Here is a 25,642-nt window from a genome sequence, read left to right as displayed (position 1 = left end):
ACATTAAAATATTTTATCGGAAAGAGTGATATTACAATGAAAATATCTCAGAAGCAGTACGGCGAAATGGTCAAAAAGGCTTCACCGAACTCAAAATGTATGCGTGATGTGCCCCTTGCCTTTCTTATCGGCGGACTTATCTGCGTCATAGGACAGGCTATCACCGACTTTTACTCCTATCTTGGCTTTGACGACAGGACTGCCGCAGCCTGGTGCACCATAACGCTGGTGTTCCTTTCCGCTTTGTTTACGGGGCTGGGGCTTTACGAAAAGCTGGCAAAATACGGCGGCGCGGGAACTCTCGTACCCGTTACGGGCTTTGCCAACGCTGTTGCCTCTCCTGCGGTGGAATTTAAGTCTGAGGGATATATCTTAGGTCTGGGAGCAAAGATATTCATTATCGCAGGACCCGTTATCCTTTACGGAACTGCCGCTTCGGTGGTCTACGGGCTTATCTACTACTTTTTCCTCAGATGACGGATACTCCCACCACGGTGATGTTATCGGTGCTGCCGTTGTCTATGGCGGTGTCGATGAGCCGTCTGAGCCGCTTGGGCAGGCGCATGGGCATTGAAAGTATCTCTTCAAATTCTCCCGAGGTGATATAGTCGGAAAGTCCGTCGCTGCAGATAATGATGATGTCGCCCTTTTTTATGCCTCCCTCTATCTCCGTAACGCAGGGGTCGGGATCATCGGAAAGGTTGCCCAGAACGGGGAATATCACATTCCGCTGGGCATGGGTCTTTTTTTCCTCGCCCGTTATCTTTCCCTGCTCATACAGCAGCTGGACAAGGGACTGGTCACGGGAAAGCTGCTTTATTATGCCCCCTCTGAAACGGTACATCCGTGAGTCGCCCACGTTTACCACATATGCCCTTTCGCTGTCGTCCACCGCAAGGGCGCAGAGGGTGGTCTGCATATTGGCGGAGCTGCCGTGGGTGATGCCGTAGCGCTTCAGCTTCGTGTGGACGGAAAGGAGCTTTGCACGAAGGTCGGTGCGCTTCCCGGGCTTTACTGCGGAAAGCAGCTCCAGCGCCATTCTTGAGGCTATCTCCCCCGATGCTTCTCCTCCTACGCCGTCGGCAACGGCGGCGATGAAGGGGGCACTGATGTCGCTCTCCATCTGAGCCTTTGATAATACTATTTTGTTTACAAGATAAGCGTCCTCATTGTGCGTGCGGACAGCTCCCTTGTCGGAAATACCGCAGCAATAATACAAATCGGACACCTCGGACAGCTATAAATATACATAATAACATTATACATCAATCTGCCGCAGATTGCAATAGGTAAATCATATAAATTTAGGAACGTATTTTCTTTGCGGGGTGCGGTTTTCCGTAATTATCATATTAGAGAGGAATAATTTGTATTATTTGCACGAAAAAACAATTATATCTCAACAAAACATTGACAAACGGAAGGAAATATTGTAAAATTAGTATGTACCATTATACCAAAATACTCACACGGAGGTTTTACATAATGTCTTCCATTAAATTAACCGACCTGATAAGCGTTCAGGTGCTTCAGGAAATACAGGACGGCTTTGCAGAGGTAACGGGCATGGCGGCTCTCACTACCGATGCCGACGGAAATCCTGTGACCAAGGGAAGCAATTTCACCGATTTCTGTATGAAATACACACGCCGCTCCAGACTGGGCTGCGAAAGATGCGAAAAGTGCGACCGCGACGGCGGCGAGCAGACTCACCGCACAGGCAGAGCTGCTGCATACGCCTGCCATGCAGGTCTTATGGACTTTGCTGCTCCCATTATGGTCAACGGCGAGTTCATCGGCTCCTTTATCGGCGGACAGGTCCTTACCGAAAAGCCCGACGAGGCTAAATTCCGCAGGATAGCTAAGGAACTGAGCATTGATCCCGACGAGTATATCGCCGCTGTAAGAAAGGTGAAGATCGTTCCCAAGGAGAGGGTGGAGGCTGCTGCCAGGTTCCTTCACACCATTGCCAAGAATATCTCCACTATGGCTTATTCCAGCTATCAGATGAAGCAGAACAATGCTGCTCTTTCAAGCAATATCACCGCCACCGGCGATGTTATCCGCAGGGTCAACGACATTGCGGAAAGCTGTATCAAGGCTGTTTCTTCCATGGACGAAAAGTTCAGGCAGCTTTCCGAGATCGCTGACAAGTGCGTTTCCGAGGTCAAGACCGCTAACGACGCTGCAAAGGTTATCCAGGATATCGCTATGAACACACGTATCCTGGGCTTCAACGCGTCCATCGAGGCTTCGAGAGCCAAGGAGAGCGGTAAGGGCTTCGGCGTTATCGCTCAGGAGGTAAGAAGCCTTGCAGATACCTCGAAAAGCTCCGCTGACACCATCGAGCAGAAGATCAAGAGCATCGGCGGCTTTGCGGCTCAGATAGACAGCAGCGCCAAGGATGCCTCCGAGCTGGTTTCCGAGACCGTTTCGGGAATTGAGGAGCTTAAAAGCGTTATCAGCGAGATACAGTCATAATGTGATTTACAGCCCCGCTGTAAATTGATATACCGAAAGGAAGTGTTTTTATGGATCCTATGGCAATTTCTTCTATGGCTACAGGTATGAAGCAGGCTCAGCTTGCTAATGCCGTAAGCACGGCTATGGTCAAGAAGACCCAGGACGTTATGCAGACCCAGGCTCAGGGTATCATTGAAATGGCTCAGAATATGCCCAAGGTCCAGGGTCAGATAGGCTCTATCCTTGATGTGAGAGCTTGATTTCCCGTAGGTCGCAGGTCCTCTTTCCTCCGTACATTTTTATGTGCGGAGGATTTTTTTAAAATAAAATTTTTCTTGAACCCTGCGGAAAAATGTGGTATAATGATTACAGCTTTTTCTGAAAGGAAGTTTTTCTCATGGGTAACTGGAAAGATAATCTTATTGACATAGCCCCCTATGTGGCGGGGGAGCAGCCTAAAAAGGCGGATTTCATCAAGCTGAACGCCAACGAAAATCCCTATCCCCCCTCTCCCCGGGTCATTGAGGCAATAGCCGGCTTCAAGGCTTCGGGACTCAACAAATATCCCGACGCCGACGCCACTCCTCTTGTGAGAGCCGTGGCGGAAAGGGCAGGACTTTCCGAGGAAAATGTATTCATCGGAAACGGCTCGGACGATGTGCTTGCCCTTTGCTTCAGGGCTTTTTTCAACTCGGGAAAGCCTGTGCTTTACCCCGATATCACCTATTCATTCTATCCCGTGTGGTGCAGTATGCTGAAAATTCCCTATGAGCTTATTCCCGTTGACGAGGATTTTAACATCAGAGCCGAGGACTACAGGCGCGAAAACGGCGGCGTTATCATCTGCAATCCCAACGCTCCCACAAGCATCGGCAGGGACCTTGATTTTATCCGCGAGATACTTGACGCAAATCCCGACAGCGTGGTCATATCCGACGAGGCATATGTGGATTTCGGCGGCGTTTCGGCTCTGCCCCTTTTAAAGGAATACCCCAATCTGGCAGTTGTGCAGACCTTCTCCAAATCACGCTCTATGGCAGGCATGAGAATTGGCTGCTGCTTCGGCGGAAAGGACATCATCGGCGCACTCAGGGCGGCTAAGGACTCCTACAATTCCTATCCCGTAGACAGCGTTGCCATTGCCGCAGGCTGTGCTTCCATCGCGGACGAGGAGTATTTCAGAGAGACGGTGGGCAGGATAATAAAAACAAGAGACAGGCTTACCGCAGAGCTTCGTAAAATGGGCTTTGACGTTAAGGACAGCAGCACCAATTTCCTTTTTGCCTCTCACCCCGGATACAGGGCTGCGGATATCAGCGCATTCCTTAAAACCAAGGACATTTACGTCCGCTTTTTCAATAAGCCCAGGATAGATAACCATCTTAGGATAACTATCGGCACAGACGAGGAGATAGACGCGCTTATCGGGGCGTTGAAAGAGTACATAAAATAAAAAATCCCGGAATGGGTATTGACATTATTGTCAGAGGTATACACAAATGCCCCCCCTCGGAAGTGGCTTTCCGAGGGGGCTTGCTATTTCAGAAGGGCTGTTATACCTTTTAGTTGAGCATATTTTGTCAAATTAAATCAAAAAAATCCGCAGACCGTTTTAACACAGCCTGCGGACTTAAAGCTTGGTGCGAGAGATGGGACTTGAACCCACACGTCAAAGACACACGCACCTCAAACGTGCCTGTCTGCCTATTCCAGCACTCTCGCATATTATCTCGGTTTCTTCAACCAACCGTCGGATTTATCAACCGACTATGCTATTATATCACATATAAATTTACTTGTCAAGAGTTTTTTTGAAATTTCTCAAAAAATTTTTCCGAAGAACAAAACGGCAAAAAATCGGGTTGAAATTTTACGCCTTTGACCAAAGAAAAATATTGCAAATTTCACGGAAATATATTATAATAAAAAGGAATACTGTTTTATGCGGCGAAAGGGTACGGAATTTGAGCCGCACAATAAAAAAATACAATTTTTTACATAAAGGAATGATAAATATGCCTAAAAGCAGAGCTCAGGGCGCTTCGGTGATACGCAAGGCGCAGAAATCCCCTCAGGGCGAGAACGATATCTTTGCCCTCGACATAGGCACCCGGAACGTGGTGGGCGTTATCGGGCATATGGAGGACGGCGTTTTCACGGTCAGCGAGGCTGTTTCCGTTCCGCACAAGCGGCGCGCCATGCTGGACGGTCAGATAGAGGATATCGTTGAGACCGCAAGAATAGTTGAACAGGTCAAGAACGCTCTTGAGGACAAGACGGAGATGACCCTTTCAAAGGTGGCTATCGCTGCCGCAGGACGCGCTCTTAAAACCAAGCGCGCTATGGTGGAGACCGAGCTTGACGGCAGAGAGAGCATTACCGAGAATATGCTCAAGTCCCTGGAGCTTGAAGCTGTGGCAAAGGCTCAGTCCGAGCTTGACAGCGACAGCACTTCCGATGGCATGACCTTTTACTGCGTGGGACACACCGTTATCAAATACGCTTTGGACGATTATCCCATAAAGAGCCTTCTGGGTCACAAGGGAAAAAAGGTGGAGGTGGAGCTTATTGCCGCATTCCTCCCGAGCCTTGTGGTGGAGAGCCTTTATACAGTTATGGATATGAACGGGCTGGACGTTTGCAGCCTGACCCTTGAGCCTATCGCCGCTATGAACGTGATAATCCCCCCCGAGGTAAGGCTCATTAACATCGCCCTGGTTGATATCGGCGCAGGTACTACGGATATCGCCGTTTCCCGAAACGGCAGTATTGTGGCATATGCTATGGCAACCATTGCAGGCGATGAGATAACCGAGGATATCATTCAGAAATACCTTGTTGATTTCGAAACAGCCGAAAATATGAAGCTCACCCCTCCCGGCGAGGACGTAAGCTTTACGGATATTTTAGGCTTTGAGCATACGGTCAAGTCGGACGAGTTTTTCTCGGGGCTTTTCCCTGCTGTTGACCAGCTTGCGGACACCATTGCGGATAATGTTCTTGCAGCCAACGGCTCCGCTCCTGCGGCGGTGTTTCTTGTGGGCGGCGGAAGCCTTATCCCGGAGCTTACCTCTCTTGTTGCGGAAAAGCTTGAGATACCCGAAAACAGGGTAGCCATAGGCGGTCAGAATTACCGCAAGAATATAAATCTGGGCAAGGTGAAGCTTACGGGTCCCGAGTTTGTAACGCCTATCGGAATTGGCATTACCGCCACTCTGCAGAAGGGCTATGAGTTCTCTCAGGTTACTCTCAACGGCGGAAAATTCCGCATTTTCGACACCAAGACCGTGACTGCCGCCGACCTGCTTATGAACGCAGGCTTCCAGACGCCCCAGATAATCGGTAAATCGGGCAGAGGACTTATTTTTACCTTAAACGGCGAAAAGCAGAGTCTGAGAGGAGAGACCTCCACTCCTGCGCAGATAATGGTAAACGGTCTCCCTGCCACACTTGAATACACCGTTAAGCCCGGTGACGTTATCGACTTCACCCCTGCCACCGTAGGCGCAAATGCTGCTGTTACAGTCAGCGACATTGCAGGGGAGGTATTTACCAAGAAGATAATCATTGACGGAGAGGAATACACCTTCGGCAGAACAGTGCGTGTCAACGGAGTTGTTGTTACGGGAAATTACAGCGTCCAGAATTACGACAATATCGAGATAGAGTCCATCGAGACTCTGGGCGACCTTATAATGTCCCTGCCCTTTGATTGCTCGGGAATTGCCTTTTTCAAGAACGACAGGCTTGTAAGGTCGGATCACATTCTCGAGGAGAATGACGCTTTTGTTACAAGGGACAAGCATACAGCCACCGAAAATCTTCCCAATGCCGCACGGGATATCGCCCTCAAGGACGAAAAGGCAAGCCGCACCGTCCAGACCCTTTCGGGAATAACTATGCCTCCTCCGGAGCCTGCCGCAGCGCTTGCAGAACCCTCTCCCGAAGCTGACAGCGGCACATCGGGCAGCATTACCGTTACCCTCAACGGCAGACGCACTCATCTTGACCCCCGTACCGACAATTCTCCCCACGAGTTCATCGAGCTTATGGCTCTTGCGGATATCGACATCAGCGACCCTCCTCCAAGCGGCAATATGATACTTACCTTGAACGGTCAGAACGCAAGCTTTATGGACATTCTCCATGAGGGAGACAGTATTGTTATTAAGTGGGATACATAAGGATAGAAAAACGTCCCTCACCGTCTGCGGTTGGGGACGTTTTGGTTTTAAATTATTTTTTCTTAAGGATCTTTTCTTTTTCTGCTTTTGCGATATTTTCAAGGCGTACTATTTCAGCGCGTCTTTCTTCACGAGTCATATTCCTGACATTCTCAGGAATAACAACACGATCATCTATGAAATATTCCTTTTCTGCCATAATATTACACCTCCTCAAAGTGTATCAGATGATTTTCTTTCAGCTTTTCAAGTGTTTTGAACTGGGCATCAAATTCATTTAAGCCGTCATCAAGATACTCACCGATATAAAGCTCATAAAGTGCTTTGCTGACAAATTGTTTTGACGAATACTTGAATACACGTCCATCGTGACAGGCGATAATGCCAATTTCGTACCCATTTTTAAAGCAGGAATTAAAATCATCAATACTTGGCGGCATACTGCTCGGGTGCGTGTGCAATGTTATTATTTTTGTGCCCGATTTGATCGTATTACGAATTTTATCGGTATATATAATTGCTCTTTCATCTGTGCTGTCGGTGACGGAAAGAAGAACTTTTCCGCTTATACTGTCAAACCAATACATATCTTCAAGTGCAGTACCGCTTCTGTGTTTAAGCGCTTTTTTTGCACTATTATAAATTACTTTATTAACAGTGGGATCGTCTGTCAGGTTATCAAATTTTCTGCGATACTCACCGCTGTCAATATATGTTTTGTCTACGAGTGTATCCTTGTTTCGTCCGTAACGCTGATATTCAAGAGCCACATTCTCACTCCCTGCCTTTATTATATCACATCCGACAGAATTGTCAAGTCCTTTTGCATCAAACTGAAACGCCCCTCACCACACCGGTGAAGGGCGTTTTTTTATATTACATTCTTATTCCGTATAATCATACCCAAGCTTGATAGCTCTCAGGTTATTTTCAATAAGCTGCGCCTTTTTCGCAGGAACTATCTTTCTGATAGCCGCCTCGATATCGTCCATAGAGATAACGCCCGTCTCCTTGATGAGCTTGCCTATGAGGATAATGTTAGCGCCGCCTTTAAGGCCGTTTTCGTCCGCAAGCCTTGTTGCGGGAACTCTGAACTCGTGGATATCGTTTCGTGCATTTGCGGAGTCCACAAGTGTGCTGTCGATGAAGGCATAGCCTCCCGCCTTAACAGCGCCTATAAACTTAGTATATGAAGGCTCGTTCATTGCGATAAGCAGGTCGGGGTCGTTAACAACGGGGGAGCCGATAGGCTCATCGGAAAGGCAAACCGAGCAGTTGCAGGTGCCGCCTCTCATTTCGGGACCGTAGCAGGGAAGCCAGGAAACCTCTCTGTCAGCCAGCATACCGCAGTATGCAAGCACCTTTCCCGCAAAAAGAATACCCTGTCCGCCGAAGCCCGCAAGCTGAATTTCACTGGTCATCACGTATTCTCCTTTCCCTTACTTGTTTTCGGCGGTTATGTCCTTGTAAACGCCGAGAGGATAGTAAGGAATCATTTCGGTCCTTACTCTTTCCATAGACTCCTCGGGAGTCATGCCCCAGTTTGTGGGACAGGTGGACAGCACTTCGATAATAGAGAAGCCCTGCTTGTTTTTCTGTACCTCAAAGCCCTTGCGGATAGCCTTTTTAGCCGCATTGATATGGGCGGGGGAGTCAACGGAAACTCTTTCCGCATAGGCTGTGCCCGTAAGCTGAGAGAGCATTTCGCAGACCATTACGGGATATCCCGCAACCTTGGGGTCACGTCCGAAGGGGGTAGTCTGAGTTACCTGACCGGGGAGAGTGGTGGGAGCCATCTGACCGCCTGTCATGCCGTAAATGGTGTTGTTTATAAAGATTATAGTGATGTTCTCGCCTCTTGTAGCAGCGTGAACGGTCTCGCAGGTACCGATAGCGGCAAGGTCGCCGTCGCCCTGATATGTAAATACGAACTTGTCGGGTCTTGAGCGCTTAACGCCTGTTGCGACCGCAGGAGCGCGTCCGTGAGCCGCCTCTATCATATCGCAGGCAAAGTAGTCATAGGAAACTACCGAGCAGCCAACGGGGCAAATTCCGATAGTGTCGCCCTCTATGCCCATTTCGTCAATTACCTCGCATACAAGACGGTGAACGATACCGTGAGTGCAGCCGGGGCAGAAATGCATACTGATATCCTCAAGAGCGTGAGGCTTCTGATAAATAGCCATTATTTCAGTTCCTCCTTAGCTATCTGCTTGATCTGAGCAAGTATCTCGGCAGGAGTGTGGATAACTCCGCCTGTTCTTCCGAAGAAGCGAACGGGTCGCTTGCAGCTTGTGGCAAGCCTTACATCGTCCACCATCTGACCCATTGAAAGCTCTACAACAAGGTAAGCCTTTGCGGTCTCTACAGTGTCTGCATACGCCTTTTCGGGGAAGGGCCACAGGGTGATAGGTCTTATCATACCTGCCTTTATGCCCTCAGCTCTTGCGGCGTTTACTGCGGAGCGGACAATTCTTGCGGAAGCGCCGTAGCCTGTAACTACGATCTCTGCGTCCTCGGTGAGATAGGTCTCAACCTCGGGAAGCTCTGCCTTTTCGATCTCGTACTTCTTGAAGCGCTCTCTGTTGGACTCCTCAAGCTCTTCGGGCTTGAGATAGAGGGAGTTGATGATGTTGTGGCGTCTCTTGTTGCCATGACCTGTGCAAGCCCATTCCTTCTCGGGCTCATTGTCTGTTATCTCGGGGAACACAACAGGCTCCATCATCTGACCGAGCAGACCGTCGGAGAGTATCATAACGGGTGTGCGGAACTTATCAGCCATATCAAACGCCTTTACAGCGTAGTCAGCCATTTCCTGAACGGAGCAGGGAGCGTAAACGGGTATGTAAAAATCGCCGTGACCGCCCGCCTTAGTTGCAAGGTAGTAATCCGACTGAGCAGGCTGTATGCCGCCCAGACCGGGGCCGCCTCTCTGAACATTTACCACAACGCAGGGCAGGTCGCAGCCTGCCGCATAGGAGATACCCTCGGATTTAAGGGAAATTCCGGGGGAAGAGGAGGAGGTCATTGCGCGCACGCCTGTTGCGGCAGCGCCGTAGACCATATTGATAGCGGCGATCTCACTCTCCGCCTGTAAAAACACGCCGCCGCACTTGGGCATACGCTTGGACATATAAGCGGCGATCTCCGTCTGGGGAGTGATGGGGTAACCGAAGTAGCACTTGCAGCCTGCCCGTACAGCCGCTTCGGCAAGGGCTTCATTGCCCTTCATAAGCATTCTTTCGTTAGCCATTGGTTCTCATTCCTTTCAGGTATGAATGTTATCTTTCAACGATAATAGCGCAGTCGGGGCACATCGTGTAGCAAACGGCGCAGCCTGTGCATTTGCTCTGGTCGGAGCATTCGGCAGGACAGTAGCCCTTGGGTGTGCGGATATCCTTGCGGATCTTGATGATCTGCTTCGGACAAGCGGAAACGCAGAGGCCGCAGCCCTTGCATCTGTCGTTCAGAACGGTCATCTTAGCCATTTTGCAAGCCACCTTTCTTATGTAGGATATGTGGGGAATTGTCAGTTCCACACGTTTTTGATATATACTGTCAGCGGATAATAGCCCTCTCTGTCAATACCTTCGCAGGAAGGGATCCGGGGCAGAGTGTGGCAGAAAACCGGGAGACCCGTAAGCGCGGAAATTTTTTCCGCCTTGAGCCTGCCGCTTCCGATTATTTCGCTGTCGGTCTCAAAGCCTAAGTTTGAGTTATTCACGATGCCCGTGGCGGAAAGACCGCAGGCACGTTCTATTTCACGGAGTATTTCCTCTGCTTCCTCTGCATTGTGGGTAAGGAAGCGGCAGAAATTCACCACATACAGGATATCGCATTCATCTCTGTGAAGGTCGATAAACTGTCTGAATTTGCCCAGAGGATATGCCCCCGCGTCATCTCCGCCCAGGTCGATGACAAGGCTTCTTCCCTCGGCATAAAGAGCGGGGATATCAAAATCCAGAATGGGTACATCGAGATTTGTTCCGGCATATCTGGGAGCGGCAAGCTTTACGCCGTTTTTTTCAAATATATCCCCCAGGTCTGCGGTGCGGTAATAGGGATTGACGGTGTCCATGTCCACAACCGTGACCGCCTCGCCCTTTGCCGCCATATCTATTGCGTAATTTGCGGCGAATGTGGACTTGCCGCTGCCGTAATGGCCTGCTATAACAGTGATTTTTTTCATAGACTTCCTTTTTATCCGTTGGGCTCAACGGAAACGATGTAGTAATAAACAGGCTGACCGCCTCGTACAAAGTTAACGTCAACAGAGCCCAGCTTTGAGCGCATAATGTTTTCAAGCTCCGCAGCCTTGTCCTCGGACACGTCCGCACCGTACATCACCGTAACAAAGCCTGCGTTTTTCTTGAGATTTTTCATAAGCTTTCTTGTAAGCTTGTATGCGGCACGGGTAACGTCCCTGTCGATAAAGGACAGCCTGCCGTTTTCGAGAGCCAGGATATCTCCCGACTTTATCTCATGACCGCTGAAGCTGCTGTCTCTTGCTGCAAAGGTCACAAGACCCGACTGCACCTTTTCTGCGGCAAGGGTCATATTCATGCGGTTCGTATCAAAATCCGAGTCGGGGTCGAAATTCATCATTGCGGACATTCCCTGAGGAACGGAAGTGGTCCTCAGAACGCAGATAGTCTTTTCGGAGAGCTTCATAGCCTGCTCTGCTGCCATAATGATGTTCTTGTTGTTGGGCAGGATAAATACGGTCTCGGCGGGAACGGAATAAACTGCCCTCAGTATATCATCGGCAGAGGGGTTCATGGTCTGACCGCCTCTTACGATAGCGTCTGCGCCCAGGTCTGTAAACATAGCCTCAATGCCGCTGCCGTTTGCCACAGCCACAAAGCCGAACTGCTTTTCGGGAGCCGCGGGAACGGGCTTCTCGTTCGAAACCTTCACAGCCGCCGCCTTCTTCTCACGCTGGAGACGCATATTGTCCACCTTCATATTGCAGAGGGAGCCGTATTCCAGTCCCTTTTCAAAGGCAAGACCGGGGTGGTCGGTGTGAACGTGTACCTTTATGATATCCTCGTCGTCCACCACCACAACGCAGTCGCCGATGGACTCGAGATATTCTCTCAGCTCGGCGGTTTTTTTGGCGGTGTCCGTTACATTTACGATAAATTCGGTGCAGTAGCCGAAGGTTATCTCAAGAGTCTCATCATCCTCGACCGAGAAGGAATATTTACCGTCTGAAACCACCTTAGGCTCGGCGGAAACAGTCCTCGGCTCGCCTCTGAAGGCTCTGAGCATTTCGTTGAATATAATAACAAGTCCCTTGCCGCCTGCGTCCACAACTCCCGCCTTCTTGAGAATTGGGAGCTGCTCGGGGGTCTTTGCCAGTGCATCTTCTGCGGCAATGCACACATCGTTCCACAGGGAAACGGGGTCGTTTGTCATGAAAGAGCTTTCGCGAGCCTTTTCGCTTGCCACTCTTGCAACGGTGAGGATAGTGCCCTCCGCAGGCTTCATAACGGACTTGTAAGCTGCCTCAACGCCTATCTCCAGAGCGTTTGCCATATCGTCGCAGCCTGCTTCCTTCTTGCCCGCAAGCCCCTTGGAGAAGCCGCGGAAAAGCAGAGATGTGATAACGCCCGAGTTTCCTCTTGCGCCTCGGAGCATTGCGGAAGCGGCAGCGGAAGCCACTTCGGAAACATCTGCCTCGTCGGAAACGGAGGAAAGTGCGTTCATAGCGTTTGCAAGGGTGAGGGACATATTTGTGCCCGTATCACCGTCGGGTACGGGATAAACATTCAGCTCGTCGACCTGCTTTTTCATCTCAGACAGGGTAAGAGCCGCCGAAATAAGAGCGTCTTTAAGCATTTTTCCGCTGATCACGAAATCATCTCCCATGTTGTTATATCTTGACAGCACAGCTGTAATTATCGGTACAATAATAAAAGTTTGCTCAGTTAAATTTAATTATACCACACAGCTCTCAAAATTTCTATAATAAATTATGAATAAGAATGGGCACAAATATTATATTAAGGAATTTTTTGTTAAGTATATTAAGAATAAAACGATATTTTTTGTCATATACATATACGAATAAAGCTTTCGAGGTGTTCATAATGGAAACTAAGCAGCAGAAGAAGCCGCAGCAAAGCCATACGGTAAATATGGAGAACCGCAGCAAGGTAGTGATAACGGGAGTTACCGACACGGATAAATTCACCGAAAACTCGGTGCTGCTCTACACCTGTATGGGTGAGCTTATCATAAAGGGCAGGGGACTTCGTGTAACGCTATTGTCGGTGGAAAGCGGCGATATGGCGGTGGAGGGAGAAATAGACGGCATGATCTACGGAGACAGCCAGGTAAAGTCGCCGCTGGGCTTTCTGGGAAGGCTGCTTAAATAAGGGAGGGAAAAGCTACGGAGCTGCTTGCAAATATCGAGCCTGAGACCTTTATGCCCGTCTGCCGCCAGACGGAGCTGTTTTTATTGTCGGTGCTGCTGGGGGGCTGTCAGGGGGTGCTGTGGGACGTTTTCAGAGCATTAAGAGCCATATTCCCCGTTATGGGAAAGACCGTTCCCACAGCCATCTGCGACGGGCTTTATCTTATCCTCTGCGGCATAGGGGTATACATTTTCTCCCTCCTTATGGGTGACGGGCAGGTGAGGGGATATTACTGGCTGGGGGCGCTTCTGGGAGCGGTCATATATATCCTCACCGCAGGAACGGTGGTCATCGGCATAATACGGTGTGTTTTCGGCACTGTTTACAGGCTTTTGGGGAGCCTGTTCAGAAAAATATCAAAGCCCTTTATCCCAATGTTCCAAAAATTTGGCACAAAAAAAGGTTACAAATTTGTGACAAACGCCAAAAAAATGTTCCATAAATGTAAATATTATCAAAAAGACTTGAAAAGCAAGGGGCAGATGGTGTATAATAAAACAGCTAAGATGAAGTAAAAGCAGGTTGTGCAGCTGAGATGTATCAGCAGGAGTCAGGACGGTGATTATTATGTATGCAGAGAAGGAATCGGGCTCAAGGGACCGCAAAGCGGCTCGTGCCGTGCTTAAAAAGGCATATAATAAGAAGTATCGTCAGAACCATGGTCTGCTTAAATTCGTGGGAACAGCGGTTTCCCTGCTGCTTATCTTAGCCTGCGGAGCCTCGATTTTCAGCGATATGCTGGAATACAACGAGAAGCAGGCGGAGCTTGAGAAATTAAAGCTCAGAGCCGAGCAGCTTGAGGCTGAAAACGCCGAGTATGAAAGCATTCTGAACGAAGAGGACGAGCGCACATATATGGAGCGCCTGGCAATTGAAAAGCTGGGCTATGCGTATCCCGACGAGCGCCGCTTCTACGACACCACCAGAAGCTGATAATACATAATAAAAACAGGAAGGATAATATTCTATTTATGCAGCCGGATGTAGGAAAAATTTATGAGGGCAAGGTCACAGGCATAACCAAATTCGGAGCGTTCGTGGAGATCGAGCCGGGGGTAACGGGAATGGTACATATTTCCGAGGTTGCCAACACATTTGTAAACGAGATAAAGGATCATCTTACAGAGGGTCAGCAGGTAAAGGTCAAGGTGCTTTCCGTTTCCGAGGAGGGCAAGATATCCCTTTCCATAAAGAAGGCGCTTCCCGCACCTCCGAAAAAGGAATTCCGCGGTCCCAGAGAGGGCGGCGGCAGACCGAACGGCAATGCAGGCAAGCCGGGTGGAAATGCAGGCAAACCGCGGCAGGAAAAGGCAGTTCCCAAGGAGCCTCAGACTCCCGAATCTGCATTTGAGGATATGTTAAATAAATTCAAGGCAAGCTCCGATGAAAGGATCGGAGATATCCGCAAGAATATGGACAATAAGCGCAGAAACACCTCCAGAAGAAGAGGCGGTTAACAGCGTATTCATTGCCGCCGCAGCTTTTTGGCTGGGGCGGTTTTTGTTATAAAAAAATACAGGAGAAACGATATGAAACATTTATCATTATTAAAAAAAGCAATATCTGCCCTTATTGCCGCGGCAATGCTCCTTACAGCCACAGCTGTGCCTGCAGGAGCCGCAAAGCCGATAGAAACGGCGGAAGAAGCTGTAACGGCTATAAATGCGGGCTGGAACCTCGGCAATACCCTTGACAGCTGCGGAGAATGGATAGGGCTGTATACCGACGGCAAGCCCTCAAGCTATGAAACTGCCTGGGGCAATCCCACAGCTTCCAAAAAGCTCATTGCAGCAGTAAAAAAGGCAGGCTTCAATGCGGTAAGAGTACCTGTGACCTGGGCTGAGCATATCGATGACAGCGGAAATATCGACAAGGAATGGTTTGACCGCGTTCAGGAGGTGGTGGATTACGTTATCTCTCAGGATATGTACTGTGTCCTGAATGTTCACCACGACGCAGGAGCGGACGGCTGGCTTGAGGCGTCTGCGGAATGCTACAGAAAAAATTCAAAGAAATTCGCCGCATTGTGGAAAAATATCGCTCTCCGTTTCAAGGATTACGGCGAAAAGCTGATATTTGAGGGCTTTAACGAAATGCTCGACAGCGAAAACAGCTGGACGGACGCAAGGACAAAGGACGCATATAAAGCGGTGAATGATTTTAATCAGCTTTTTGTGGATACGGTAAGGAAAACCGGCGGAAACAATGCAGAGCGAAATCTTATGGTGCAGGTCTATTCGGGAAGCTGTTCCGAGAAGGCTCTGGCAGGATTTGTGCTTCCTGACGATACAGCAAAAGATCATTTGATAATTCACACCCATAATTACGATCCCCAGGGCTTTACCGCCTCCGACGCAACATGGACAACAATGACGGATAAATGGGGAACGGATCCCGAAAAGGCATATTTTGACAAGCTTTTTTCAAGGCTTGACAGCTTTGCCAAAAAACAGGGAGCGCCCCTTGTCATAGGTGAGTTCGGTGCGGATTTCAAGGATAATAACAGTTCGCGCAAGCTTTATGCTGAGTATTTTGTAAGCGCAGCGGCAAAGCACGGAATAAAATGCTTCTGGTGGGATACGGGAAATATGGCGCTGTTTGACCGTGAGAAATGCACCGTTACCCACCCGGAAATAGTAAAGGCGCTGACGAAATATTCCGTTCCGGAGAAATCAGCCGATAAAACCGAAAAGCTTCCCCGTCCCAAGGTCACAGCCAAAAAAAGCGGCAGCAGCATAACTCTGAAATGGAACAGCATTGAAAACGCATATTGCTACAGAGTTTATGAATATAATTCCGAAAAGGGAAAGTATGTGAGGATAAAAACCGTCAAGAGCACCTCCTGCACGATCAAATTGACCAAAGCATCAAGCCGCAGATTTGTTGTCTGCGCCGTTTCCAAAACCGATGAGGGCTATAAAAACGGTGAGCTGTCCAAGGCTGTGAAGGTCTGATAATAGAGACAAAGCAAAATAGGACGAAGTGAAACGATGAAAATAGAAGTATGCAGAGACCTGCTTGAACGAACTCTTGCAATGAACCTGAAAAACAGCAGCATTGCGGCTGAAATATTGTATGAGCCTTCATATGTAAGTCAGGGGAAAACCGTTTATTGTCAGGTGAGAAAACGAAACAGTGAATTTTATATTTGCTATGAACATTTCAGCCGCTATGATGCAAGGCTTTTGGAATGTACCGAAATATCCGCGGATTTCGGGGACGATTTTCTTACCGATAATTTCTGCGGCATAAAAATGCTTGATAATGAGGGACAAAGAAGCATAGAAAAACGTATTGAGGAGATAAGCAAAATAAAATGCAGGAAAATAAGATCTGCATTGGGGCTTGACGGCTACAGCCATACGGTGGTAATAAACGGGCGAAGCTTTTATTGGTGGTGTGAACCTGTTTCAGATAATGCTAAGCTGTTAAATGAACTGGTGTCTGCGGTCTTTTCATTTTTGCCCGAGGAGTTCAGAAGGATCGAGCAATAGTTCCGCAGCCTGGTTTATCATTATTTTCCCCTTGACTAATCCCCAAACAGATGTTATAATATAAAAAGTAATGCAGGGGCACTGCGAAAGCGGTTGAGAAGGACCCTTTGAACCTGTCGGTCAATACCGTGGGAGGGAGCATACAAAGAAACTTATGCCTTGTATGTATATTCTCCGCAGACAGAGGATATATTTATCAAGGCTTTTTTTATTCAGCGAATCAATGAAAGGAACGAGCATTTATGAGAGCATACAAGACCCAGATGGAAGCGGCGAAAAAGGGTATCGTCACCCCCGAGATGGAGACCGTTGCGAAAAAGGAATACGCTTTGCCCGAGGAAATAATGAGAAAGGTTGCGGAAGGCTCTGTGGCTATCCCTGCCAATATAAACCATAAGTCCCTGTCCCCCGAGGGCATAGGCGCAGGGCTTCGCACAAAGATAAACGTAAATCTCGGCATTTCGGGAGACTGCGCCGATTACGAAAGAGAGCTTGAAAAGGTGAAAATGTCCATAAACTTCGGCGCAGAGGCAATTATGGACCTTTCAAACTACGGCAAGACCAACAAATTCCGCACAAAGCTTATCGAAATGTCCCCCGCAATGATAGGCACAGTGCCTATGTACGACGCCATCGGCTATCTTGAAAAGGACCTTCTGGACATCACCGCAAAGGACTTTCTTAAAGTGGTGGAGGCTCATGCAAAGGAAGGCGTGGACTTTATGACTATCCACGCAGGCATCAACAAGCGTGCGGTGGAAGCCTTCAGACGTGAGGGAAGAAAGATGAATATCGTTTCCCGGGGCGGCTCACTCCTCTTTGCCTGGATGGCAATGACGGGAAATGAAAACCCGTTTTTTGAGTATTATGACGATGTGCTGGATATCCTGAGAGAGTATGACGTGACCATAAGTCTGGGAGACGCTCTCCGTCCCGGCTGTATCGACGACGCCACCGATGCGGGACAGATCAGCGAGCTTATCGAGCTTGGGGACCTGACCCTCAGAGCCTGGGAAAAGGACGTTCAGGTAATGGTGGAAGGCCCCGGACATATGGCAATGAACGAGATAGCCGCAAATATGACTCTCCAGAAGAGGATATGCCACAATGCGCCCTTCTACGTTTTAGGACCCATCGTAACGGATATATTCCCCGGCTACGACCACATAACAAGCGCCATAGGCGGAGCCATCGCTGCAGCAAACGGAGCGGATTTCCTCTGCTACGTGACCCCTGCCGAGCACCTTCGTCTCCCCGATGTGAATGACGTCAAGGAGGGCATTATGGCAAGCAAGATAGCCGCCCACGCCGCCGACATCGCCAAGGGCATACCCCACGCAAGGGACATTGACAACAAAATGGCTGAGGCGCGGCACAAGGTGGACTGGGAGGAAATGTTCAAGCTTGCCGCCGACCCCGATAAGGCAAGGGCATACTTTGAAAGCACCCCCCCTGCCGACCGCCACACCTGCTCAATGTGCGGCAAAATGTGCGCTGTGAGAACTACCAATATGATACTTGAGGGCAAAGAGGTCAAATTCTGCTCGGAAAAGTAAGCTTTTACGGGACTCCCCGGATCTCGGAGGTCCCGTTTGCCATGTTAAAATTATAGCACAAAAGTTCCTATTTGTCAATTCGCAGAATGAACAAAGTTTCTCCGTCTGATTTTCCATCACAGATTATATTACCAAAATATGCAAGTTTATAAACTTAATTATTCATATTTATGTGAAAATATATTATTTTAGTCGAATTATACCACATAAATGAAATTACGTATGAAAATTCCGTCATTTTTGCGATTGACATATCCGAAAAAAGGTGGTATTATCATAATATAAAGAAACAAAGGCGTTTCCGGGGACGGAACGCCTTTTTATTTTGAAAAGAGATGAATGTTATGAACACACCTGTTGCAGACGCAAGAGAGATAAACGAACTCCTTGCACGATACGGAGTAAAATTCGGGATCTACAAGCACGGCACCTTCAAGGAGCAGCTTTTTCCCTTTGATGCCATTCCCAGGATCATCACCGCAGAGGATTTTGCGGACATAGAAAAGGGACTTGTCCAGAGGGTGGACGCTCTTAATATGTTTCTGAGAGATATCTATTCCGAGGGAAAGATAATAAGGGACGGAATTGTTCCCGAGGATTTTGTTTATATCTCAAAGGGGTATCTTGCACCCTGTGCGGGAGTTATGCCGCCGAAGGGGGTATACAGCCACATTTCGGGAATTGACCTTGTCCAGGCAAAGGACGGCACATGGTACATACTTGAGGACAACCTGCGTATCCCCTCGGGAGCCAGCTATCCCCTTATCGCAAGGGAGCTTTGCCGTATGACCAGCCCCGACGTGTTCGAAAACAGCCGCATTGCGGACAACCGCAACTATGCCTCCCTGCTCAGAAGCACCATGGACTGCGTAAACTGCGGCGGGATCAACGTTATCCTCACCCCCGGCAGATACAATGCCGCATACTTCGAGCACAGCTATCTTGCGGAAAAAACGGGTGCTGTTCTTGTTCAGAACACCGACCTTTTCGTTGAGGACAATATCCTCTACATGAAGGATTACCGCGGCGGAAAAACGAGGGTCGGAGCGGTCTACCGCCGTATTTCCGACGAGTACCTCGACCCCCTTACCTTCCTGCCCGAGTCCCTTATCGGCGTTCCTCATATCATGGACGCCTACCGTGCGGGCAATGTGGCGATAATAAACGCTCCCGGAAACGGCGTTGCGGACGACAAGGGCATTTACTATTTCGTTCCCAAGATGATAAAGTATTATCTGGGCGAGGAGCCTATCCTCAAAAATGCTCCCACATATCTTCCCTTCTACGAGGAGGACAGGAAATATGTGCTTGACAATCTGGAAAAGCTGGTGGTCAAGGACGTTTCCGAAGCAGGCGGCTACGGCGTGGTATTCGGCAGGGATATGACAAAGGAACAGCTTTCGGACTGGAGAAAGCTCATCACCGAGCAGTCGAGACGGTTTATTGCTCAGGAGGTCATTGATTTTATTGACCTTGAGGTAGCAGAAAACGGAGAAACGGTAATGCGAAAGGCTGATCTCAGAGCCTTTGTGCTCAGCGGAGACAAAACAAGAGTATGGGCAAGCGGTCTGACCCGTTTCTCAAGGCAGGCAGATTCATTCGTTGTAAATTCATCACAGGGCGGAGGTTTTAAAGACACATGGGTGCTATTACCAGAATAAATATAAACAATCTTTTCTGGCTGGGAAGATATGTTGAGAGGGTATTCACTACCTTAAACAGCTTTTTCAAATACGCCGACAGGTTTATCGAGGGCGGTCAGGAGGCATATGAAAAATACCTTGCGGATATAAACGTTCCCGATATCTACAAAGACTCGGAGGACTTTTTCCACCGCTATGTTTTCGATATGTCAGACCCCAACTCCATAATCTCAAATCTTGACAGGGCTCTGGGCAACGGCATTGTCCTCAGAGAGGAGATAAAAACTCCCTCTCTCTCCTATCTGCAGATGGCTATGGACAAGTTCAAGGCATGCGAGGGAACGGACAAGATACGCTATGATATGCTCCCCGTGAGAGACGCCATATATGCTTTCTGGGGCAGCGTTGACAACAATATGACCAATGGGGAGGCTCTGAGAGTTATCCATCTGGGAAAATCGGTGGAGCGTGCGGATATGTTCCTGCGTCTGGGCTATCCTTCGGAGGATATTTCCGCCGAGCTTGACAATCTCATAAAGCACGTTGCAAGGTACGGCGGCGAGACGAGCATTATCAGCGCAGATGCCTTTGAAGCACTGAAAACGGCGGCGCGGAGCCGTGATTACAGAGGTAAAAGGGCAGAGCTTATTGACAATATTGAAAGACTTGTTGAGGTGAACTTCCTTGAAACAGCTTCGGTTTGAATATGAAACAAAGCTTGAATTTTCACGCAGCGTAACGTCCCATTCCTTTACGCTGCGCTGCGTGCCCTTTTCGGACGGCAGACAGGTGATAACCGAGCCTGTCTGCGAGATACTGCCGAAAACGGGCAGCATATGGCACAGCCGCGACAGCTTCGGCAATATGCTTATCTGCGGAAGAATGGACGAGCCTCACGATGAGTTTTCCTTCAAGGTAACGGGTGAGGCGCAGATACTTAATTCCTGCGAAAGCTATGGCACGGCTCCCGAGTATTACCGTTTTGCTTCTCCCTTGACGGTGTCCGGTGAAAGTATCACCGCATTTTACAGGGAGAACGCGCCCGAAAGCGCCGACCTGCTCACCAGGGCTGTGGGGCTTTCGGAAAGCGTGTATAAGGCTATGACCTATGAGAGGGGAGTTACCCGTGTGGGCACAACTGCCGAGGAGGCAATGACAGGCAGGGTCGGGGTATGTCAGGACTATGCCCATATCCTGCTGGCACTCCTGCGTATGGACGGCATACGGAGCCGCTATGTGTCGGGGCTTGCCTTTGAATGCGGCGAGACCCATGCATGGGTGGAGGTAAACGACGGCTCAAGGTGGATCGGCATTGACCCCACTCACAACCGTCTTATAGGCGACTGCTATATCAAGCTGTGCCACGGCAGGGATTATTCCGACTGTCCCATTGAACGGGGCATTTACCTCGGAAATGTAGGCAGCATTCAGACAGTTTCTTCAAGAGTGACAGACAATTGACCGACCATCATTACGCAAATTTTCAGGGAAAGGAAAGTTCATAATTATGACAACGGTTATAGCAAGCGCAGGTCTTGCGGTCAACGAACGTATTGAGATACGCAGAAACAGAATTACGGGAGAGGGAGAAAATAACGGCAAAAGGGTCTGCATAGTAACGGGCACCCACGGCGATGAGCTGGAGGGTCAGTATGTCTGTGCGGAGATAGCTCGTGTACTTAGCGAAAATCTTTCGAAGCTAAACGGTGTGGTGGATATCTACCCTGCCCTCAATCCTCTTGGAGTGGACAGCATCACCAGGGGCATACCCCTTTTCGACCTTGATATGAACAGGATATTCCCCGGTACATCCGAGGGAACTATGGCGGAGTGCCTTGCTGCGGATATCATCAAGGATATAAGCGGCGCGGATATCTGCATAGATATCCATTCCAGCAACATCTATCTCAAGGAGATACCTCAGATACGGATAAACGAGCTGAGCGCAGATGAGCTTCTGCCCTATGCAAAAATGCTTGGCTGCGATTTTATCTGGATACATTCCTCTGCGACGGTGCTTGAAAGCACCCTTGCCTACAGCCTTAACACCACAGGCACAAAGACCCTTGTGGTAGAAATGGGCGTGGGAATGAGAATAACAAGAGAATACTGCCGTCAGCTTACCGCAGGGATATTTAATCTGCTTAAAGAGCTCGGAATGTGGTCGGGAAAAACAGAACCCGTAAGAGAGCCTATCGTTTCGGGTGAAAGAGCGGTGGAATTTGTTAACAGCGGTGCAGACGGTATTTTTGTGCCCTGTGTTGAGCACTGGGTGGATATAGAGAAGGGCGACCACATCGGCGATGTCATCGACCCTGCAACGGGCAGGCTTGAGGAATATGTGACCGCCCCCTGCAGCGGCAGGATCTTTACATTAAGAGAATTTCCCATAGTTTACGGCGGCTCACTCATTGCAAGAATTTTAGGGGGTGATGTTTGAAAATCAAAGATTTTCAAACCGAGTTTTGTTTCTTTGGCTGCCGCCAAAGATTTCCTGACGGAAACCACAAAACTCTCAAGAAAGGAAGGACATTTTAATGCGTAAGCAGGTATTATACTCCATTCGCTCGCCCTACCGTCAGCCCATGGAGGTAACGGGATTTAAATTCGGAAGCGGCGAAAAGGCGATCTGCGTTGTGGGCGCCATGAGAGGAAATGAGATACAGCAGATGTACGTCTGCTCCCAGCTTGTGCGGAGACTCAAGGAGCTTGAGCGGGAGGGCAGCATTTGCAGCGGCAGGGAAATTATGATAGTTCCCTGCGTGAATTATTACTCCATGAACATAGGCAAGCGCTTCTGGACAATGGACAACACCGATATAAACAGAATGTTCCCCGGCTATGACCTGGGCGAGACCACCCAGCGCATAGCAGACGGACTTTTCAAGGAGATACAGGGCTATACCTACGGCGTGCAGATGGCAAGCTTCTATCAGCAGGGAGATTTTCTTCCCCATGTGAAGCTGATGGAAACGGGCTTTACCGACCATGAGGATATGGTAGATTTCGGTCTGCCCTATGCCTTTGTGAGAACACCCCGTCCCTATGATACCACCACCCTCAACTACAACTGGCAGGTGTGGGAGACAAAGGCATTTTCCGTTTACACCAATGCCACCGATAATATTGACGAGGCTTCCGCAAAAATTGCTGTGGACGCAGTTATCCGCTTTATGGTAAAGCGGGGCATCATCAGGACGAAGGTCACGGGAGGAAGCGTTACCGAGATAGTGGACGAAAGGGGACTTATCCAGATACATTCCCCCTGCGCGGGAATATGCAGGAGCCATGTGCGTCCCGGGGACGAGATACGCAGGGGCGACCTGCTCTGCGAGATAATAGACCCGCTTGAGGGCGAGGTCATTTCCAGAATTTTCGCGCCCGTAAACGGCATAGTATTTTTCACCTACAACCGTCCCCTTGAATTTGAAAAAAGCGTGCTTTACAAGATAATCAGCATATGAAAAAAACATCTCTGCCGCCCATAGGGAACCGCATATTAAAATCCGCCGCAGGAGTTTTTCTCTGCGGGGCGGTATATTTTCTGCGGGGAAAGGGCGGCATACCCTTTTATTCCATGCTTGCAGTGCTGTGGTGCATACAACCCTATTCGGAAAGCACACTGAAAATGGCTGCTCAGCGCACCGCAGGCACCTTTGTGGGCGCGCTGTTCGGGCTTATCACCATAGTTATCGAGATATACGCCGTTCCCGTTTATGACACGCTTTTGGGATATGCGTTCATAGCCCTGATGATAATCCCCGTCATTTACACCACCGTGCTGCTTGACAAAAAGAACGCAAGCTACTTTTCCTGCGTGGTTTTTCTTTCCATAACGGTCATTCATATGACGGACAGTGACCCCTTTCTGTTTGTACTCAACAGAGTGCTTGACACCTTCATCGGCATAGGCGCGGGAATTGCGGTAAATTCCGTAAGGCTGCCCCGCAGGCGCATTACGGACACCCTTTTCGCCGCCGAGCTTGACGATATGCTCTCCCCCGTAAACGAGCGGCTCACGCCCTATTCAAAGGTGGAGATAAACCGAATGCTCTCCGACGGCGCAAATTTCACCCTTGCCACCATGCGGACCCCCGGAGCCATTACCGAGATACTTTCCGATGTAAAAATGAAGCTGCCCGTTATCGTGATGAACGGCGCCGCACTTTACGATATGCGGGAAAACAGCTATGTTATGGCGTATATCATTTCGGACAGCACCTGCGAAAAAATTCGCGGCATTGTCAGAAGATATGATATGAATATGTTTACGAATGCGCTTTGCGGCGATAATCTGATGATATACTATGACGAGCTGAAAAATGAGGCGGAGCAGTCCATTTACACGTCGCTGAAACGGTCTCCCTACCGAAACTATGTGAACCGCCTGCCCTCCCCCGAGGACAGGGTCATATATATCATGATAGTTGACAGTGCGGAAAAAATTGCGGCTCTTTATTCGGAGCTGACGGGGGCTTTCGGTGAACAACTCAGAATAATGACCTACCCTTCCGATGATTACAAGGGATATGCCTACATCAAGATATACAACAAAAACGCAGGCAAGCGGAAGATGATAGAATACATATGCGAAAGCTATGGCATTGAAAAATTCGTCACTCTCAGCGTTGACGGAGAGAGATCCGCACGAAGCATAAATAAAATTGCCCATGAGCTGAAAAAGAGCTTCGAGCCTCTTTATCTTGGCAGAAAATGAAAATGTGTATCTCCCTGCCGCAGAAGGGGAGATACACATAAATTATTTATAAGTCTGCAAGCGAGGAGCAGGCTTATTTTTTTGCGTTCTTCCAGTCGTCGAGAAATCTTGCTATACCGATATCGGTGAGGGGGTGCTTTATCATCTGTCTGATAACGCTCATGGGCACTGTGGCAATATCACAGCCTGCTCTTGCGGCAGCGGTAACATGAATGGGGTTTCTGACAGAAGCGGCGATTATCTCTGTCTCTATTCCCTGAACATCGAAGATATCCGCAATTTCTCTGATAAGCTCCATTCCCTCCATGCCGATGTCGTCAAGCCTTCCCAGGAAGGGGGAAACATATGACGCACCTGCATTTGCGGCGAGAATTGCCTGTGCTGCGGAGAAAATAAGGGTCACATTGGTCTTTATGCCCTGTGCGGTAAGGCGCTTGCAGGCTTTGAGACCTTCGGCGCACATAGGCAGCTTGATAACGATGTTTTTATGTATCTTCGCCAGCTCCAGCGCCTCCTCGACCATTTTGTCAGCCTCGAGAGAGATGACCTCGGCGGAGATGGGTCCGTCAACTATCTGAGTTATCTCGGCAACGACCTCCTCGAAAACTCTGCCTTCCTTTGCGATGAGGGAGGGATTTGTGGTCACTCCGCAGATAACTCCCAGGCTCTCAGCCTCTCTGATATCATCGGTGTTTGCGGTGTCAATAAAAAGCTTCATTTTTATCCTGTCCTTTCCGGAAATTATTGGTTTACTGCAATAAAATACAGTATCGGTCTACTGTTTTATTATATATCATTCTATACGATTTTTCCTGCCAATTATTGTGCAGTTCAACATATATTTTGTGCAAAAAAAGGTCAGCCCGATACGGACTGACCTCAGCTTGTCGAAAAAGATACGACAATTATATAATATGTACAAACCAATGTAAAAATAGCTTTGTCAAAAACGTTCCACCGGAACGTTTTTGAGGGAAAAATAATTAGAATTTGTTAGAAAGGGGCGCGGTCGTGTTTGCGCCCCTCGGAAATGCTGTCGCATTTCCTCACCCCTGCTCCGTTTTGGAAGGATAAAGGGGATTTCGCCCTCTGCGGAGGGCGACAAGGGGCGCTGCCCCCTTGACCCCCGCAAGCCTTTGGAAAAGGCTTGAGCGAAACTTTTAGTG

At 49.0% G+C, this 25,642-nt stretch carries 28 protein-coding genes, 1 tRNA gene and 1 riboswitch; of the genes, 18 read left to right on the top strand and 11 right to left on the bottom strand.

The annotated features are described in order from the left end of the window. Positions 1–36: 36 nt before the first annotated feature. Positions 37–477, top strand: a complete 441-nt coding sequence (spoVAC, locus tag ACI4J0_RS11280; protein ID WP_439765909.1) for a stage V sporulation protein AC — start codon at positions 37–39, stop codon at positions 475–477. Here the strand turns inward: spoVAC and ACI4J0_RS11275 are convergent. Further along, complete coding sequence (locus ACI4J0_RS11275) at positions 470–1,219, bottom strand: PP2C family protein-serine/threonine phosphatase (RefSeq protein ID WP_439765908.1); 750 nt, start codon at positions 1,217–1,219, stop codon at positions 470–472. The two genes, spoVAC and ACI4J0_RS11275, sit on opposite strands and share 8 nt — an antisense overlap. 266 nt (positions 1,220–1,485) lie before the next feature. Here ACI4J0_RS11275 and ACI4J0_RS11270 point away from each other — a divergent pair, with 266 nt between their 5' ends. From ACI4J0_RS11270 to hisC, 3 genes are all read left to right on the top strand, one after another. Further along, positions 1,486–2,481, top strand: coding sequence for a PocR ligand-binding domain-containing protein (locus ACI4J0_RS11270; protein ID WP_439765907.1), 996 nt, complete (start codon positions 1,486–1,488; stop codon positions 2,479–2,481). A 50-nt stretch (positions 2,482–2,531) separates the two neighbouring features. Next, positions 2,532–2,723, top strand: a complete 192-nt coding sequence (locus ACI4J0_RS11265) for a YjfB family protein (RefSeq protein WP_439765906.1) — start codon at positions 2,532–2,534, stop codon at positions 2,721–2,723. A 137-nt stretch (positions 2,724–2,860) separates the two neighbouring features. Next, on the top strand, positions 2,861–3,916 hold the full coding sequence (gene hisC, locus ACI4J0_RS11260; protein ID WP_439765905.1) for a histidinol-phosphate transaminase: 1,056 nt from the start codon (positions 2,861–2,863) through the stop codon (positions 3,914–3,916). A 185-nt stretch (positions 3,917–4,101) separates the two neighbouring features. On the opposite strand, the gene ACI4J0_RS11255 is transcribed toward hisC, so the two are convergent. Continuing rightward, a tRNA-Leu gene (locus ACI4J0_RS11255) sits at positions 4,102–4,185 on the bottom strand. 620 nt (positions 4,186–4,805) lie between these two features. Here ACI4J0_RS11255 and ACI4J0_RS11250 point away from each other — a divergent pair. Further along, positions 4,806–6,647 (top strand): cell division FtsA domain-containing protein, encoded by a 1,842-nt coding sequence (locus tag ACI4J0_RS11250; protein ID WP_439765952.1) that lies wholly within the window; start codon positions 4,806–4,808, stop codon positions 6,645–6,647. 52 nt (positions 6,648–6,699) lie between these two features. Here the strand turns inward: ACI4J0_RS11250 and ACI4J0_RS11245 are convergent, their stop codons facing one another. The 8 genes from ACI4J0_RS11245 to ACI4J0_RS11210 all read right to left on the bottom strand — a co-directional run bounded on the left by ACI4J0_RS11245 (position 6,700) and on the right by ACI4J0_RS11210 (position 12,518). Continuing rightward, positions 6,700–6,846 (bottom strand): hypothetical protein, encoded by a 147-nt coding sequence (locus tag ACI4J0_RS11245; RefSeq protein ID WP_439765904.1) that lies wholly within the window; start codon positions 6,844–6,846, stop codon positions 6,700–6,702. Between the two features lie 4 nt (positions 6,847–6,850). Next, entirely contained in the window at positions 6,851–7,417 is a 567-nt protein-coding gene (locus tag ACI4J0_RS11240; RefSeq protein ID WP_439765903.1) for a hypothetical protein, read from the bottom strand. A 114-nt stretch (positions 7,418–7,531) separates the two neighbouring features. Next, a complete protein-coding gene (locus tag ACI4J0_RS11235) occupies positions 7,532–8,068 on the bottom strand; it encodes a 2-oxoacid:acceptor oxidoreductase family protein (RefSeq protein WP_439765902.1) in 537 nt (178 codons plus the stop codon). Positions 8,069–8,086: 18 nt separating this feature from the next. Further along, positions 8,087–8,833, bottom strand: a complete 747-nt coding sequence (locus ACI4J0_RS11230; protein ID WP_432650122.1) for a thiamine pyrophosphate-dependent enzyme — start codon at positions 8,831–8,833, stop codon at positions 8,087–8,089. Next, positions 8,833–9,900, bottom strand: a complete 1,068-nt coding sequence (locus tag ACI4J0_RS11225) for a 3-methyl-2-oxobutanoate dehydrogenase subunit VorB (RefSeq protein WP_439765901.1) — start codon at positions 9,898–9,900, stop codon at positions 8,833–8,835. The genes ACI4J0_RS11230 and ACI4J0_RS11225 overlap by 1 nt, the downstream gene beginning before the upstream one ends. A gap of 28 nt (positions 9,901–9,928) precedes the next feature. Then, on the bottom strand, positions 9,929–10,135 hold the full coding sequence (locus ACI4J0_RS11220) for a 4Fe-4S binding protein (RefSeq protein ID WP_432650120.1): 207 nt from the start codon (positions 10,133–10,135) through the stop codon (positions 9,929–9,931). 41 nt (positions 10,136–10,176) lie between these two features. Then, positions 10,177–10,836 carry a nucleotide-binding protein gene (locus ACI4J0_RS11215; protein ID WP_439765900.1) on the bottom strand — a complete coding sequence of 220 codons (660 nt, stop codon included), beginning with the start codon at positions 10,834–10,836 and terminating at the stop codon, positions 10,177–10,179. 11 nt (positions 10,837–10,847) lie between these two features. Further along, positions 10,848–12,518, bottom strand: a complete 1,671-nt coding sequence (locus ACI4J0_RS11210) for a DAK2 domain-containing protein (protein ID WP_439765899.1) — start codon at positions 12,516–12,518, stop codon at positions 10,848–10,850. Between the two features lie 221 nt (positions 12,519–12,739). Here ACI4J0_RS11210 and ACI4J0_RS11205 point away from each other — a divergent pair, with 221 nt between their 5' ends. From ACI4J0_RS11205 to ACI4J0_RS11145, 13 genes are all read left to right on the top strand, one after another. Continuing rightward, a complete protein-coding gene (locus ACI4J0_RS11205) occupies positions 12,740–13,027 on the top strand; it encodes a YabP/YqfC family sporulation protein (RefSeq protein WP_439765898.1) in 288 nt (95 codons plus the stop codon). Positions 13,028–13,077: 50 nt separating this feature from the next. Further along, positions 13,078–13,581 (top strand): spore cortex biosynthesis protein YabQ, encoded by a 504-nt coding sequence (gene yabQ / locus ACI4J0_RS11200; protein WP_439765897.1) that lies wholly within the window; start codon positions 13,078–13,080, stop codon positions 13,579–13,581. A 52-nt stretch (positions 13,582–13,633) separates the two neighbouring features. Then, a complete protein-coding gene (locus ACI4J0_RS11195; protein WP_439765896.1) occupies positions 13,634–13,999 on the top strand; it encodes a hypothetical protein in 366 nt (121 codons plus the stop codon). Positions 14,000–14,037: 38 nt separating this feature from the next. Next, positions 14,038–14,523, top strand: coding sequence for a S1 RNA-binding domain-containing protein (locus ACI4J0_RS11190; protein ID WP_439765895.1), 486 nt, complete (start codon positions 14,038–14,040; stop codon positions 14,521–14,523). Positions 14,524–14,595: 72 nt separating this feature from the next. Beyond that, positions 14,596–16,020: a cellulase family glycosylhydrolase gene (locus ACI4J0_RS11185; RefSeq protein ID WP_439765894.1), complete on the top strand. Its 1,425-nt coding sequence runs from the start codon at positions 14,596–14,598 to the stop codon at positions 16,018–16,020. 36 nt (positions 16,021–16,056) lie between these two features. Further along, positions 16,057–16,560 carry a hypothetical protein gene (locus ACI4J0_RS11180; RefSeq protein WP_439765893.1) on the top strand — a complete coding sequence of 168 codons (504 nt, stop codon included), beginning with the start codon at positions 16,057–16,059 and terminating at the stop codon, positions 16,558–16,560. 64 nt (positions 16,561–16,624) lie between these two features. Next, a riboswitch (TPP riboswitch) is annotated at positions 16,625–16,715 on the top strand. A gap of 87 nt (positions 16,716–16,802) precedes the next feature. Beyond that, positions 16,803–18,116, top strand: coding sequence for a phosphomethylpyrimidine synthase ThiC (thiC, locus tag ACI4J0_RS11175; protein WP_439765892.1), 1,314 nt, complete (start codon positions 16,803–16,805; stop codon positions 18,114–18,116). 344 nt (positions 18,117–18,460) lie between these two features. Further along, positions 18,461–19,777: a circularly permuted type 2 ATP-grasp protein gene (locus ACI4J0_RS11170; RefSeq protein ID WP_439765891.1), complete on the top strand. Its 1,317-nt coding sequence runs from the start codon at positions 18,461–18,463 to the stop codon at positions 19,775–19,777. Continuing rightward, a complete protein-coding gene (locus ACI4J0_RS11165; protein WP_439765890.1) occupies positions 19,756–20,463 on the top strand; it encodes an alpha-E domain-containing protein in 708 nt (235 codons plus the stop codon). Before ACI4J0_RS11170 ends, ACI4J0_RS11165 begins: the two co-directional genes overlap by 22 nt. Further along, positions 20,444–21,220 carry a transglutaminase family protein gene (locus ACI4J0_RS11160; protein ID WP_439765889.1) on the top strand — a complete coding sequence of 259 codons (777 nt, stop codon included), beginning with the start codon at positions 20,444–20,446 and terminating at the stop codon, positions 21,218–21,220. The genes ACI4J0_RS11165 and ACI4J0_RS11160 overlap by 20 nt, the downstream gene beginning before the upstream one ends. Positions 21,221–21,266: 46 nt before the next feature. Then, positions 21,267–22,199 (top strand): M14 family metallopeptidase, encoded by a 933-nt coding sequence (locus tag ACI4J0_RS11155; protein WP_439765888.1) that lies wholly within the window; start codon positions 21,267–21,269, stop codon positions 22,197–22,199. 97 nt (positions 22,200–22,296) lie between these two features. After that, positions 22,297–23,223: a M14 family metallopeptidase gene (locus ACI4J0_RS11150; protein WP_439765887.1), complete on the top strand. Its 927-nt coding sequence runs from the start codon at positions 22,297–22,299 to the stop codon at positions 23,221–23,223. Then, positions 23,220–24,476 (top strand): HAD hydrolase family protein, encoded by a 1,257-nt coding sequence (locus ACI4J0_RS11145; RefSeq protein ID WP_439765886.1) that lies wholly within the window; start codon positions 23,220–23,222, stop codon positions 24,474–24,476. Before ACI4J0_RS11150 ends, ACI4J0_RS11145 begins: the two co-directional genes overlap by 4 nt. 73 nt (positions 24,477–24,549) lie before the next feature. Here the strand turns inward: ACI4J0_RS11145 and fsa are convergent, their stop codons facing one another. After that, positions 24,550–25,194, bottom strand: coding sequence for a fructose-6-phosphate aldolase (gene fsa / locus ACI4J0_RS11140; RefSeq protein WP_439765885.1), 645 nt, complete (start codon positions 25,192–25,194; stop codon positions 24,550–24,552). Between the last annotated feature and the right edge of the window lie 448 nt (positions 25,195–25,642).

Origin of the sequence: Huintestinicola sp. (assembly GCF_051882455.1) — a bacterium.
Taxonomy (GTDB): Bacteria; Bacillota; Clostridia; order Oscillospirales; family Ruminococcaceae; genus Huintestinicola.
Note: the sequence above shows the minus strand (reverse complement) of the source record. Positions and strands in the feature narration are given on the sequence as shown.